Raw genomic sequence first — 12,902 nt, forward strand, 5'->3', positions numbered from 1 at the left:
GTCAGGTGGTGGGAACGCCGAGTCGGTCGAGCAGGTGGCGGCGCAGCGCGCCGAAGGCCGGGTCGTCCGGCGTACGGGTGGGGCCGAGGTCGACGGGCAGCTCCGCGGCGATGCGGCCCCCGTCGAGGAGCAGGACCCGGTCGGCGAGCAGCAGCGCCTCCTCCACGTCGTGGGTGACCAGCAGGGCCGCGAAGCCGTGCTCGGCGCGTAGCCGGCGCAGCAGGATCTGCATCCGCAGTCGGGTGAGCGCGTCCAGCGCGCCGAACGGCTCGTCGAGCAGCAGCAGGTCCGGTTCGCGGACCAGGGCCCGCGCCACGGCCACCCGCTGCGCCTGCCCGCCGGACAACTCCGCCGGCCAGGCGCGGTGCCGCTCGGCCAGGCCGACCTCGGCCAGCGCCCGGCGGATCCGGCCCGGGCCGTCCGCGCCGGACAGCCCGAGCCCGACGTTCTCCGCCACGCGTTTCCACGGCAGCAACCGGTGTTCCTGGAAGACCACCGCGGCGGTGCCGTGCACGACGCTCGACCCGCCGGCCTCGCCGTCCAAGCCGGCGAGAATGCGCAGGAGCGTGCTCTTGCCGGAACCGCTGCCGCCGAGCAGGGCCACCACCTCGCCGCGGGCGATGGTCAGGTCGACCCCGGCCAGCACGACCGTCGGCCCGAAAGCCCGGTGCACCGCGTGCGCGGTCAACACCGGCTCGGTTGCGCTCAGGTGGCCCGCAGTCCGCGACGCCATGTCAACATCCTCCTCTCCACCACGCGCAACGCAAGGTCGGATATCAGTCCGAGCAGGGCGTAGACGAGCAGGCCGAGCACCACCACGTCGGTCTGGCTGAACTCCCGCGCCTCCATCATCAGAAAGCCGATCCCGGTCTGGGCGTTGACTTGCTCGCCGACGACCAGGCTGAGCCAGGCCGCCCCGATCGCCAGCCGCAGACCGAGAAACAGCGACGGCAACGCGCCGGGGAGCACCACGTGGCGCAGCCGGGCGGCCTGGCCCAGACCACAGGTACGCGCCGCCTCCACCAGTCGCTCGTCGATGTCCCGGATGCCGGCGTAGGTGTTGAAGTAGATGGGGAAGAACGCGCCCAGAGCCACCAGGCTGATCTTGAGTGACTCGCCGATGCCGACCCAGATGATCAGCAGCGGCACCAGGCCGAGGTGCGGCAGCATCCGGGCCATCTGCACCGGCGGGTCGACCAGGTCGTCGCCGAGGCGCAGCAGCCCGGCCGCCGTGCCCAGGGCGAGGGCCAGCAGACCGCCGATCAGCAGGCCCGCCCCGGCCCGGGTGAGGGAGTCCAGCAGGTGGATACCGAGCGTTCCGTCCCGGCTCAGCCGCCACCCGGTAACCAGCACGTCGCTGGGCGCGGGCAGCTTCTCGGCCGCCAGCAGCCCGGTCCGCGCGGCCAACTCCCAACCCAGGACCAGCGCCGCCGGGCTCACCAGCCGCCACCACCGCCGGGCCGGCCGCTGCCGACGGGGTACGACCGGCGTCGCCACGCTGACCTCGTCGGGCGCCTCGACGAGCGTCGTACGACTCACTGGAACACCGCGCTGAACCGGTCGTCGACCCGGGATCGCAGGTCGACCGGGCCCGGGATGAGTTCCAGCGCGACGAAACTGTCGGTGATCGCCTGAAGCTCGTCGCCGATGGCCGGGGTGACCGGGGCGAGGGGTTTGGCGCTGCGGGCCAGGGCGCGGCTGGTGACGTCCTGCGGGATCTTCAGCTCCGGCGCGAGGGTGCTGGCCCGCTCCTCGGGGTTGGCGATGCCCCAGTCGGTCACCTCCCGGTAGCGCTGGAGGAAGGCCCGGACGTCGTCCGACCGCTTGTCGACCGCGTCGGGCGCGGCCAGGACGTACTCGCGGTTGCTGGCCAGGCCGGTCGCGTCGGCGAGCACCTGGACGCCGGGTTGCTCGGCCAGGGCGAAGTACGGGTCCCAGATCACCCAGGCGTCGATCTGGCCACCGTCGAACGCGGGCCGACCCTCGGCGGGTTTGAGGTATTTGACCTGGATGTCCTTGAGGGTCATGTGGTTCGCCTCCAGCAGCCGGACCAGCAGCCAGTGCACGTTGGACCCCTTGTTGAGGGCCACCGTCTTGCCCTTCAGGTCGGCGAAGCTGCGGTAGCCCCGGTCGGCCTTGACCAGCACGGCCTCACCCTGCGGGATCGGCGCCGAGGTGCCGATGATGGAGAACGGGATCTTTCCGGCGGCGGCGAAGACGGGTGGTGCCTCGCCGACCTGTCCGATGTCGATGGAGCCGGCTTTGAGCGCCTCGGTGAGCGCCGGGCCGCTCTCGAACAGCGACCACTGCACGTCCGGGGCGGCACCGCGCGCCTTGACCAGGCTCAGCCCGCCGAAGCGCTGGTAGCCGACCCGGAGCTTGCCTGTGCTGCCGCCCGCGTCGGCGGGCCCGCCGCACGCGCTCACCGCGGCCGTGGCGAGCAGCGCCACGGTGGTGAGCGCGGCCGTCAGGACGCGGCGGCGCGGGGGGCGGCTCGTCGATGGGGTGGGCATGGCGGCTCCTCGGGTCGGGCAGGCGGATGGCGGCGCATCGAGAGGTGTCGGCGCCGGCAGTAGCCTACTAACCCGATAGGTTTTATGGGTAGGCTGTCGGCGGGATCGTCCCACCCCTCAGGAGGTGCCCGCCTCACCGCGTGCGCCGACCCGCCCGCCGAAGGAAAGAGCCGCGATGACCCTCACCTTCCACTGGTTCCTGCCCACCAACGGCGACAGCCGGGACATCGTCGGCGGGGGCCACGGCGTACCGACCGGTGCCGCCGGCGGCGCCCGCCCGGCCAGCGTCGCCTACCTCGGGCAGATCGCCCGCACCGCCGAGCAACTCGGCTTCGTCGGCGCGCTCACCCCGACCGGTGCATGGTGCGAGGACGCCTGGCTCAGCACCGCGATGCTCACCGAGGTCACCGAGCGACTCAGGTTCCTGGTCGCCTTCCGGCCCGGACTGACCAGCCCCACGCTGGCCGCCCAGATGGCCTCGACCTTCCAGCGGCTGTCCCGGGGCCGTCTGCTGCTCAACGTGGTCACCGGCGGCGAGTCGGCGGAGCAGCGGGCCTACGGTGACTTCCTGGACAAGGACGCCCGGTACGCGCGGGCCGACGAGTTCCTGCACGTCGTGCGCGCCCTGTGGCGCGGCGAGACGGTCGACCACACCGGCGCCCACGTCCGCGTCGAACAGGCGCGCCTGCACCGGCTGCCCGACCCGGTGCCGCCGGTCTACTTCGGCGGGTCCTCCGCCGCCGCCCTTCCGGTGGCGGTGCGGCACAGCGACGTCTACCTCACCTGGGGCGAGCCGCCCGCCCAGGTCGCCGCCAAACTGAACCGGGTCCGCGCACTCGCCGCCGAGGCCGGGCGGGAGCTGCGGTTCGGCATCCGGTTGCACGTCATCGCCCGGGACACCGCCGAGCAGGCATGGGCGCAGGCCCACCGCCTGCTCGACGGGATCGCCGAGGCCGACATCCGGGCCGTGCAGGAGGGGTTGCGCCGCAGCGAGTCCGAGGGGCAGCGTCGGATGCTCGACCTGCACGGCGGCTCCCGCGACGGCCTGGAGGTCGCCCCCAACCTGTGGGCCGGGGTCGGGCTGGTCCGTGGCGGGGCCGGCACCGCGCTCGTGGGCAGCCACACCGAGATCGCCGACCGGATCGCCGAATACCACGCACTCGGCATCGACGAGTTCATCCTCTCCGGCTACCCACACCTGGAGGAGGCGTACTGGTTCGGCGAGGGCGTGCTGCCGATCCTGCGCGACCGAGGGCTGTGGCGGCACCCGGACGGCTCGCAGGGCGCACCGGAGCAGGTCGACGTGCCGTTCGCCGGCTCGCCCGCGCCGGAACCCGTCGCCGCCCGCTGACCGGCCGGTGCCGCCGCCGAGGCTAGGCGGGTCGGCCGGCCATCCGTCGGCCGACCCGCCGCCCGGCGAGGCTCACCAGGGCGCTGCCGACGGCCATCCCGACCAGCACCAGAATCCCCCCGACCACCCACAACCCGCTGTCGTCGGTCGACGCGGCCCGCCACGACCAGACCGCCGTGAACGCCACAGTCATCACCGCCGCCGCCAGCCACGGGCTGAGTCGCGTCCCGGCGAGCGCGGCCAGCAGCACGAGCGTCAGCACGCAACCGATCACCTGCCACGCCTCGTACGGGCCGCTGCTCGCGCCGGTCTGCGCGTCGACCGTGTACTCGTCGTCCCAGCCGAGCCAGAGCAGCCAGGTCCCGACCGTGGCCGCCGCCAGGAACAGAACACCGAGCAGTGCGCGCGTACCCCTCGTCGCCGTCATCCGGCGATCATGCCCGGCGAACCCCCGCACCGGAACAGCCGTTCCGTGCCCAACCTCAGACGCCGGTGGCGTCCCAGACCACTACATGAACGACGAATGCCTGGTCGTCGCGGGTTTGGGTGATGGTCGCGAACCCGACGCGCCCCTCCGAGGTACGGAAGCAGAAGTCCGCCCCCGGCGTGAACGACGCCCGTGCCGACCCGGAGCCGTCGACGGCGCAGACCGGGTACGCCCGGCCGGGGTTGCCGCCGGAGTACTGGTACACGTTCGGCGGGTTGGCCACCTGGATGTTGTCCGAGCGCACCTGCCCCCAGTCGTGGTACAGGTCGAGCCCGTCGGTGGCCCCGTCGGTGTGCTTCGCGACGACCTGCTGATCCGGCCGGTCGACATCGATCGCCGCGGTGCGGGGCAGCACCACGCTGCGGTCCACGAGGACGCGCGGCACGTCCGGGTCGACCACTGCCGTACCGATGGCGGTCGGAGTGGCCGGCGTCGGAGAGGACCCCACGCTCGGGGTAGCGGTCGTGCTCGGCAGGGAGGCGCCGCCCGGTGTCGGCGTCGAGGTGCCACCGGCGACGGGCGGCGGCGCCGACCGGCGGCCGACTTGTGTCGCCACGACACCGCCGAGCAGCACACAGCCGAGCGCGAGCAGCGCGACCGCCAGCCTGGTTTGCTGGTACCAGAACCAGAACCCGCCGAGCAGCAGCACCGCGGTGAGGGCGAGGGCGATCAGCAGCGCGTCCCGGCGCAGCACGCTCTCCACCGCCGTGACCACACCGAGGACGTTGGCGGCCACCCCGACCACGGTGAGCGTCCGCAGCCGCCGCTCGCGGTCGCCGTTCGCCGCGGGCGTTGACTCCTGCATCGGGTCCCTCCCCAGTGGCCAGAGCCCGGTCGGCCGCAGCCAGTCCGGGACGACGGAAAGTCCGCCCAGGTCATGCTCTCACCGGCCCGCACGCCACCCCGGATCAGGACACGCGGGTACGAGCGCACTCCGCGCCGGACTGTTGCCTCGGTCGGTGGCGATCCTCTACGGTCTGCTCAGCGGTGGGCGGTGCGGTCCGCATCCGACCCGACACCGCCGGTTGCCCGTCGAGCGGGCCGGGATGGTGGAGTCCCGGGTCGCCCCGTCGGCGGTGACCCGGCGGTCGTGTGACTCCCAGCTCGTCCCCTCGGGTCCTGGTGCCCGGGAGTGGCTCCGTGTCGAGCCGACGACGAGCCGGGGCACGCCGACCCACCGGGAGAGCCCCGTGTTCCTCAGCCCGCACGAGCAGGACCGCCTGCTCGTCCACGTCGCGGCCGATGTCGCCCGCGCCCGCCGCGAACGCGGCCTGCGCCTCAACTACCCCGAAGCCGTCGCGGTGATCACCGCGTTCCTCCTCGAAGGGGCCCGCGACGGCCGGTCGGTGGTCGACCTGATGTCGGCCGGCCGGACGGTGCTCGGTCGCGACGACGTCCAGGACGGCATCCCCGAGCTGCTGAGGGAGGTGCAGGTGGAGGCGACGTTCCCGGACGGCACCAAGCTGGTGACGGTGCACCACCCGATCCCGTGATCCCGGGGGAGATCCTGCCGGCGGCCGACCCGGTCGAGATCAATGTGGGTCGTCCGGTGACCACCCTGCTCGTGGTCAACACCGCCGATCGCCCGGTGCAGGTCGGCTCGCACTACCACTTCGCCGAGTCGAACCCGGCGCTGTCGTTCGACCGGGGCGCGGCCTGGGGGCAGCGGCTCGCCGTGCCGGCGGGCACCTCGGTCCGGTTCGAGCCGGGCATCAGCCGCAGCGTCGATCTCGTACCGCTCGGCGGCGCACGCGTCGTGCCGGGTCTGCGCGGCGAGTGCGCGGGGCCGCTGGACCCGTCGCCGGACGCGGTCGACGGGTCGGCGCGGTGAGCGCCGTGCGGCGGGACCGCTACATCGACCTGTACGGGCCGACGACCGGTGACCGGATCCGACTGGCCGACACCAACCTGCTGATCGAGGTGGAGACCGACCACTGTGTGGGCGGCGACGAGGCGGTCTTCGGCGGCGGCAAGGTCATCCGCGAGTCGATGGGGCAGTCCCGGGCCACCCGCGCCGAGGGGGCACTGGACACCGTGATCACCGGTGCCGTGGTGCTGGACCACTGGGGCGTTGTCAAGGCCGACGTGGGGTTGCGCGACGGGCGGATCGTGGCACTCGGCCGCGCCGGCAACCCGGACACCATGCCCGGCGTCCACCCCGACCTGGTCATCGGCCCGGCTACCGAGGTGATCGCGGGCAACGGGCGGATCCTCACCGCCGGTGCGGTCGACACCCACGTGCACTTCATCTGCCCGCAGATCGTCACCGAGGCGCTGGCCAGTGGCATCACCACGCTGGTCGGCGGCGGCACCGGGCCGGCCGAGGGGACCCGGGCGACGACGGTCACCCCGAACGCCTGGCACCTGGCCCGGATGCACGAGGCACTGGACACGATGCCGGTCAACGTGCTGCTGCTCGGCAAGGGCAACACCGTCTCCACCGAGGCGCTCTGGGAACAGTTGCGGGCCGGTGCCGGCGGGTTCAAGCTGCACGAGGACTGGGGCACCACGCCGGCGGCGATCGACGCGTGCCTGCGGGTGGCGGACGCCTCCGGGGTCCAGGTGTCGATCCACACCGACACGCTCAACGAGGCCGGTTTCGTCGCCGACACCCTGCGGGCGATCGGTGGGCGGGCGATCCACTCGTACCACACCGAGGGGGCCGGTGGCGGGCACGCGCCGGACATCATCACCGTGGCCGGTGAACCGAACGTGTTGCCGTCGTCGACCAACCCGACCCGGCCGTACACCGCCAACACCCTGGCCGAGCACCTGGACATGCTGATGGTCTGCCACCATCTCAACCCGTCCGTGCCGGAGGACCTGGCCTTCGCCGAGAGCCGGATCCGACCGTCCACGATGGCCGCCGAGGACCTGCTGCACGACCTCGGCGCGATCTCCATCATCGGCTCCGACGCGCAGGCGATGGGCCGGGTCGGCGAGGTGATCACGCGGACCTGGCAGAGCGCGCACGTGATGAAGGACCGGGTCGGCGCGCTGCCGGGCGACGGGGCCGCGGACAACCACCGGGCCCGACGGTACGTGGCGAAGTACACCATCTGCGCGGCGATGGCCAACGGGCTGGAGCGGGAGATCGGCTCGGTCGAACCGGGGAAGCTCGCCGACCTAGTGCTCTGGGACCCGGCGTTCTTCGGCGTCCGACCCCACCTGGTGCTCAAGGGCGGCATGATCGCGTACGCCCAGATGGGCGACGCCAACGCCTCCATCCCGACACCGCAGCCGATGCTGCCGCGGCCGATGTTCGGGGCGTACGGCGCGGCGGCAGCGGCCACCAGCCTGGCCTTCGTGGCTCCGGCGGCGCTGGACGCCGGGCTCCGCATGGACGTGCGCCGCCGGGTGGTGCCGGTGAGCGACGTACGCTCGCGGGGCAAGGCCGACCTGCCGGAGAACAACGCGATGCCGCGCATCGAGGTGGACCCGGACACGTTCACCGTCCGGATCGACGGCCAGGTGGTGGAGCCGGACCCGGTGACCCGGCTGCCGATGGCCCAGCGGTACTTCCTCTTCTGATGGCGACGCCGAGCCTGCTGTTGTTGTTGGCCGACGGACGCTTCCCGGCCGGTGCGCACGCGCACTCCGGTGGTCTGGAGGCGGCCGTCGCCGCCGGCCGGGTCAGCGACCTGGCCACCCTGGAGCAGTTCCTGGCCGGACGGTTGGCCACCGCCGGTCTGGTCGGTGCGGCGTTCGCGGCGGCGGCCCACCGGGCGGCGGTGCTGGCCGACTCCGCCCTACGGCCGGGGACGCTGGCTCGGCTCGACGCGGAGTTGGACGCCCGTACCGCGGCTCCCGCCTTGCGGGCGGTCTCCCGCCGCCAGGGGCGCGCGCTGCTACGCGCCGGCCGTGCCATCTGGCCGGCAGCGCCGTTCGCCGACCTGCCCGCGACGCCCGGCGGGGCACACCAACCGCTGGTGCTCGGGCTGCTCTGCGCCGCGGCCGGGCTGTCCCGCGTCGAGACCGCCACGATCGCCGCGTACGGGACGCTGACCGGGGTGGCCAGCGCCGGCGTACGTCTGCTCGGCCTCGACCCGTACCGGGTCCAGGCCCTGCTGGTCGGCTTGGCCGACTCCTGCGACCAGACGGCTGCCGACGCGGCGCGGGCCGCCGATGACCCACCGGAGCGGCTGCCGGCCGCCGCCGCTCCGCTAGCCGACATCCATGCCGAAATCCATGCCACCTGGGAGGTGCGTCTCTTTGCGTCCTGACACCGTTGTGCCGAGCGCTGTGCCCGCCGTCGAGCCGACCACGCCGCCGGCCACCCCACCCCACGACGAGAACGTTCCGCACACCCATCCGGAGCCGGGGGTGGACCCTCATCCGCCGTTGGCCCGCGCGGGCCGCGCCCTTCGGGTCGGCATCGGCGGCCCGGTCGGGTCCGGCAAGACGGCCCTGGTGGCCGCGCTGTGCCGGGCCTTCGCCGACGAGTTGCGGCTCGGGGTGGTGACCAACGACATCTACACCACGGAGGACGCCGACTTCCTCCGACGGGCCGGGGTTCTGGACCCTGCCCGGATCCGCGCGGTGGAGACCGGCTGCTGCCCGCACACGGCGATCCGCGACGACATCGGCGCCAACCTGGACGCCGTCGACGAGTTGGCCGAGGCGGTCGGCCCGTTGGACCTGGTCCTGGTGGAGAGCGGTGGGGACAACCTCACGGCGACCTTCAGCCGTGGGCTGGTCGACCGGCAGATCTTCGTGGTCGACGTGGCGGGCGGGGACAAGGTGCCCCGCAAGGGCGGACCGGGGGTCACCGCCGCCGACCTCCTCGTGATCAACAAGACCGACCTGGCGTCGATGGTGGGCGCCGACCTCGCCGTCATGGATCGCGACGCGCGGGCCCGACGTGGTGATCTGCCAACCCTCTTCCTGTCCATCGTGGGAGACCCCACGGCCACGTCGGTCGCAAACTGGATCCGGCACGAGCTGGCGCACCACGCCGCCCTGCACCCACTCGCCGCGCCGGTCGGCCCGGCCTGATGCGAGCGCTCGCCCGCCTGGTCGCCCGGGCCGACGGTCGGGGCGGCACGGCGCTGGTCGAGCTGCACGGCGAAACGCCGTTGCTGCTGCGCCAAACCCCAGCCGACGCTGGGGTGGCCACGGTGTACCTCGTCGGCGGGGCGGCCGGCCCGCTCGCCGGGGACGACCTGCGCCTGGAGATCGAGGTCGGGCCGGGCGCGGCCGTCCGGGTACACAGCGTCGCCGCGTCGATCGCCCTACCGGGTCGCGCGGCTGCGGTCTCCCGGATGGCGGTGCGGGCGGTCGTGCACGCCGGTGCCACGCTGCACTGGCTGCCGGAACAGCTGGTCGCGGCGGCCGGCTGTGCGCACCTCGCCGAGTCCCGGATCGACCTGGCCGCCGGTGCGAGCCTGCTGTGGCGGGACGAGTTGATCTGCGGCCGGTACGGCGAGGCGCCCGGCGGCGCCGTCGTGCACACCCAGGTCGACTACGCGGGTCGACCACTGCTGCGCCAATCCCTGGCGGTGGGGCCGCAGGCGCCCGGCTGGGCCGGCCCCGCGGTGCTCGGCGGCGCCCACGCGACCGGATCGCTGCTGGTGGTCGACCCGTCCCGGCCAGCCGAACCGGCCACTGCCGAGGCCAGCGTCGCTCGGCTGCCACTGGCCGGCGGGCCCGCCACACTGTGGACCGCCACCGCTTCCGACGCGCACACCCTGCGCGGCCACCTCACGCCCTAGCGGCACCGGCACCGGCCGCTGCCGCGCTGCCTGTCGCGGCGTTGGCCGCGGTGGTGCTGGCTGTGGCGGCGTTGGCCGCTGGCCGTGTTGGCTGTGGCGGCGTTGGTCACGCGGCGCCGGACCGCTCGTCCCGCAGACCACGTCTTCGTCGTGATGGCCGGCGTGGCGTCCACCGAGCGGCCCGGCCTGACCCGCGTCGTGGTCAGGTCGGCGGGATGCGGTGTCCGATGGCTGTGGGAATGCCGACCACGCGATGCGCCCGGCCCGCCTGCTGGTCGGGCGGCTCGTCCCGGGGACCGTCGTGCTCATGAGCGTTATGCCTGTGAGGCATAAGTATGACTCACAGGCATAACGCTCTCAGGGGCGGTGCCTCTGATGCTGACAGTCGACCAACTGCGTGGAGCCGGAGCCGGAGCCGGAGCCGTCGCCCGAGCCCGAGCCCGAGTCGTGCCGGCTCACGATGACCAGGCGCCCCTGCCAAGGTGCCGGTCCGGCGTGGAGAAGCGGCCCGCTTGTCGTGCCGGCCCAGCAATGCCGTGCCCGGAGCTGCCCCAACCACCGCCCTGCCCTGACCAGCCGTGCCCGCGTCCCTGCAGCGAGGGGCCGCCGCCCGCCGGCCGCTGCCGGCCGCCGCCCGCCGGCCGCTGCCGGCCGCCGCCCGCCGGCCGCTGCAGAGTCAGCAGTGGATGCTGCTGGGCGTGTCAGCCGTTGGGGCCGACGGCAACGCCGGCATCGACGCGATCGGCGCGGCGGACCGGGTCGTGGCGGCTGGCGGGGTCCTGGCGGCGCGCGGGGTCGAGGCGGTCGATCAGGTCATCGAGCTGACTCACCAGGTCAGCGGCCGTTGACGTCCCCGGCTTGCTGCTCGCCGCGCTGCTCAGGTCCGCGCGGCCCGGCTTCGCACTGCTCAGGTCCGGCCTGACCAGGTCCGCGTTGCCCGGCTCCGTGCGGTCCCGCCCCGCGTTGCCCGGCTCCACGCCGCCTAGGTCCGCGCTGCGCAGCCCCGGGATGGCCAGCTCGGCGATGCTGGCCCGGACCCGTTCGTCCAGGCGGGCGTGCTCACGGCGGCCCCGAACGGTCAGATAAGCGCGGATCCGTCGGCGGTCGATCGGATCGATCCGGCGGAACACGAGGTTGCGGTCGACCAGCTGGTCCACCAGCTTGGTGAGGGTGCCCGGCGGCAGCGACGCCTCGACGGACACCTCGCTCATCGGGTGGCCCTGACCGTCGGCCAGCAGGCAGAGCACCCGCCACGCCTCGATGCTCAGCGCGTCGTCGGCCAGGACGGCGCCCAACCGGCGGGAGAGGAGCCGTTCGGCGCGGGTGAGCGAGCGCAGCAGGTCGGCTGGCGCCCCGGGCACGTCTGACATGAAACCCCCTGGTCCGGTGGCCCTGCCATGGTAGCGAGTCGTCCCGGTCCGTGGTGAACGCTGGTCTTCCGTGGTGGGCCGGGCAATCATGTGCTCATGTCCGCGCCGGCACCGCCGTGGCTGACCGTCGACCGTGCCGTGGTCAGCATCGCGCTGGTCTACCCGATGCGCGGGCCGGCTGGCATGTTCGGGCCCACCTGCGAGCTGTGCGCACAACTCGCGGTCGAGGAGATCAATCGGTGCGGTGGGGTGCTGGGCCGGGAGGTGCGGCTGGTGCCGGTCGACGGTGGCGCACCGCCGGCCGAGGTGGCCGCCGAGGTCGAGGCGTTGGTGTCGGTGGGGGCCGTGCAGGGGGTGACGGGGTGGCACATCTCCTCGGTGCGCCAGGCGTTGGCGCCCCGCGTCGCGCACCGGGTGCCGTACGTCTACACCGCACTCTACGAGGGCGGTGAGCGTACCGAAGGGGTCTTCCTGACCAGCGAGACGCCGGACGCCCAACTGTGGCCCGCGATGCGGCTGCTCACCGAGGAGCAGGGGGTGCGTCGCTGGTTCGTGGTCGGCAACGACTACGTGTGGCCGCGCCGTACGTCGCGGGCGGCCCAGCGGTACGCGCTACGCGGTGGTGGGCAGGTGGTGGGCCGGCACTTCCTGCCCCTGGACGCGCACGACTTCACCGAGGTGCTGCGCCGCATCGAGCACAGTGACGCGGACGCGGTGCTGATGCTGCTGGTCGGTGCCGACGCGGTGCGGTTCAACCGCGCGTTCGCCCGATCCGGTCTGGACCAACGCTGCCTGCGGCTGAGCACCCTGATGGACGAGAACATGCTGCTGGCCAGCGGTGCCGGCGCGACCCGGCGGCTCTACAGCACGGCGGGCTTCTTCGCCGGCCTGGTGACGCAGGAGAATCTCGACTTCCACGGTGAGTTCGCCCGGCGGTTCGGGGTGGAGGCACCGCCGCTGGGAAGTCTGGGGGAGTCCTGCTACGAGGGCGTCATGCTGCTCGCGGCGCTGATCGGCCGGGCCCGCACCCTCGACGTACGGGCCATCGAGACGGCCGCTGACACGGTGGCCTACCACGGGCCGCGGGGCCGGTTGCGGCTGCGTCAACGGCACGTGCGTCAACGTATCTACCTGGCCGAGGCCGACGGGCTCGACTTCACCGTGCTCGCCCAGCTCTGAACCCGGGACCAGCAGCCGGCCCACGGGCCCTTGACAGCGCCACCCGATCCCGCAATAAGATGCTTCCTGCGTGAAGTATCTGACCTCTGGGTCGGATGTCAGCACTGTGCGCCCACCGTCGACGGATTCGTCCGCCGACTATTGTGGTGGCACTTATTCTGCGTCTTTCCGAACGGCCGACACCATTTCCTCCCAACGGTGTCGGCCGTTTTTCGTGCGCGCCCCCGGCGGCCTCTCGGAAACAGTCAATTAAGGACTGGGAAACACCCGCGCAATCATGCCGGTCGACGC

Annotated in this window: 14 protein-coding genes; 8 read left to right on the plus strand and 6 right to left on the minus strand. The window is 73.2% G+C overall.

Annotated elements, in window-relative coordinates; genetic code table 11:
* Position 1: 1 nt before the first annotated feature.
* From AB0J33_RS13940 to AB0J33_RS13950, 3 genes are read right to left on the minus strand one after another with little or no spacing between them, the layout of a single operon-like run.
* Positions 2-733, minus strand: coding sequence for an ABC transporter ATP-binding protein (locus AB0J33_RS13940; protein WP_363613324.1), 732 nt, complete (start codon positions 731-733; stop codon positions 2-4).
* Positions 706-1,539, minus strand: a complete 834-nt coding sequence (locus AB0J33_RS13945) for an ABC transporter permease (protein WP_363613326.1) — start codon at positions 1,537-1,539, stop codon at positions 706-708. The genes AB0J33_RS13940 and AB0J33_RS13945 overlap by 28 nt, the downstream gene beginning before the upstream one ends.
* Positions 1,536-2,513: an aliphatic sulfonate ABC transporter substrate-binding protein gene (locus AB0J33_RS13950; RefSeq protein ID WP_363613328.1), complete on the minus strand. Its 978-nt coding sequence runs from the start codon at positions 2,511-2,513 to the stop codon at positions 1,536-1,538. Before AB0J33_RS13950 ends, AB0J33_RS13945 begins: the two co-directional genes overlap by 4 nt.
* A gap of 175 nt (positions 2,514-2,688) precedes the next feature.
* Here AB0J33_RS13950 and AB0J33_RS13955 point away from each other — a divergent pair, with 175 nt between their 5' ends.
* A complete protein-coding gene (locus AB0J33_RS13955) occupies positions 2,689-3,864 on the plus strand; it encodes an LLM class flavin-dependent oxidoreductase (protein WP_363613330.1) in 1,176 nt (391 codons plus the stop codon).
* Between the two features lie 22 nt (positions 3,865-3,886).
* On the opposite strand, the gene AB0J33_RS13960 is transcribed toward AB0J33_RS13955, so the two are convergent.
* Both AB0J33_RS13960 and AB0J33_RS13965 read right to left on the minus strand, forming a co-directional pair.
* Positions 3,887-4,291 (minus strand): hypothetical protein, encoded by a 405-nt coding sequence (locus AB0J33_RS13960; RefSeq protein ID WP_363613332.1) that lies wholly within the window; start codon positions 4,289-4,291, stop codon positions 3,887-3,889.
* A 55-nt stretch (positions 4,292-4,346) separates the two neighbouring features.
* Positions 4,347-5,156, minus strand: coding sequence for a hypothetical protein (locus tag AB0J33_RS13965; RefSeq protein WP_363613334.1), 810 nt, complete (start codon positions 5,154-5,156; stop codon positions 4,347-4,349).
* A 385-nt stretch (positions 5,157-5,541) separates the two neighbouring features.
* On the opposite strand from AB0J33_RS13965, the gene AB0J33_RS13970 reads away from it, so the two are divergent.
* Genes AB0J33_RS13970 through AB0J33_RS13995 form a run of 6 tightly spaced genes read left to right on the plus strand, consistent with a single transcriptional unit; the run spans position 5,542 to position 10,062 of the window.
* Complete coding sequence (locus AB0J33_RS13970) at positions 5,542-5,844, plus strand: urease subunit gamma (protein WP_091398934.1); 303 nt, start codon at positions 5,542-5,544, stop codon at positions 5,842-5,844.
* The gene (locus AB0J33_RS13975) at positions 5,841-6,182 is read left to right on the plus strand and encodes an urease subunit beta (RefSeq protein ID WP_363613336.1); all 342 of its coding nucleotides are present in this window, start codon (positions 5,841-5,843) and stop codon (positions 6,180-6,182) included. Before AB0J33_RS13970 ends, AB0J33_RS13975 begins: the two co-directional genes overlap by 4 nt.
* Positions 6,179-7,882 carry an urease subunit alpha gene (locus AB0J33_RS13980; RefSeq protein WP_363613338.1) on the plus strand — a complete coding sequence of 568 codons (1,704 nt, stop codon included), beginning with the start codon at positions 6,179-6,181 and terminating at the stop codon, positions 7,880-7,882. Before AB0J33_RS13975 ends, AB0J33_RS13980 begins: the two co-directional genes overlap by 4 nt.
* On the plus strand, positions 7,882-8,574 hold the full coding sequence (locus tag AB0J33_RS13985; protein WP_363613340.1) for an urease accessory UreF family protein: 693 nt from the start codon (positions 7,882-7,884) through the stop codon (positions 8,572-8,574). The genes AB0J33_RS13980 and AB0J33_RS13985 overlap by 1 nt, the downstream gene beginning before the upstream one ends.
* Positions 8,564-9,346, plus strand: a complete 783-nt coding sequence (gene ureG / locus AB0J33_RS13990) for an urease accessory protein UreG (protein WP_363613342.1) — start codon at positions 8,564-8,566, stop codon at positions 9,344-9,346. The genes AB0J33_RS13985 and ureG overlap by 11 nt, the downstream gene beginning before the upstream one ends.
* Positions 9,346-10,062, plus strand: coding sequence for an urease accessory protein UreD (locus AB0J33_RS13995; protein ID WP_363613344.1), 717 nt, complete (start codon positions 9,346-9,348; stop codon positions 10,060-10,062). Before ureG ends, AB0J33_RS13995 begins: the two co-directional genes overlap by 1 nt.
* A 701-nt stretch (positions 10,063-10,763) precedes the next feature.
* Here the strand turns inward: AB0J33_RS13995 and AB0J33_RS14000 are convergent.
* Positions 10,764-11,432, minus strand: a complete 669-nt coding sequence (locus tag AB0J33_RS14000; RefSeq protein WP_363613346.1) for a MarR family winged helix-turn-helix transcriptional regulator — start codon at positions 11,430-11,432, stop codon at positions 10,764-10,766.
* Positions 11,433-11,528: 96 nt separating this feature from the next.
* On the opposite strand from AB0J33_RS14000, the gene AB0J33_RS14005 reads away from it, so the two are divergent.
* Positions 11,529-12,611, plus strand: coding sequence for a substrate-binding domain-containing protein (locus AB0J33_RS14005; RefSeq protein WP_363613348.1), 1,083 nt, complete (start codon positions 11,529-11,531; stop codon positions 12,609-12,611).
* The last annotated feature ends 291 nt before the right edge of the window (positions 12,612-12,902 follow it).

The sequence above is a fragment of the Micromonospora sp. NPDC049645 genome (genome assembly GCF_040675155.1).
In the GTDB taxonomy this organism is placed as follows: Bacteria; Actinomycetota; Actinomycetes; order Mycobacteriales; family Micromonosporaceae; genus Micromonospora.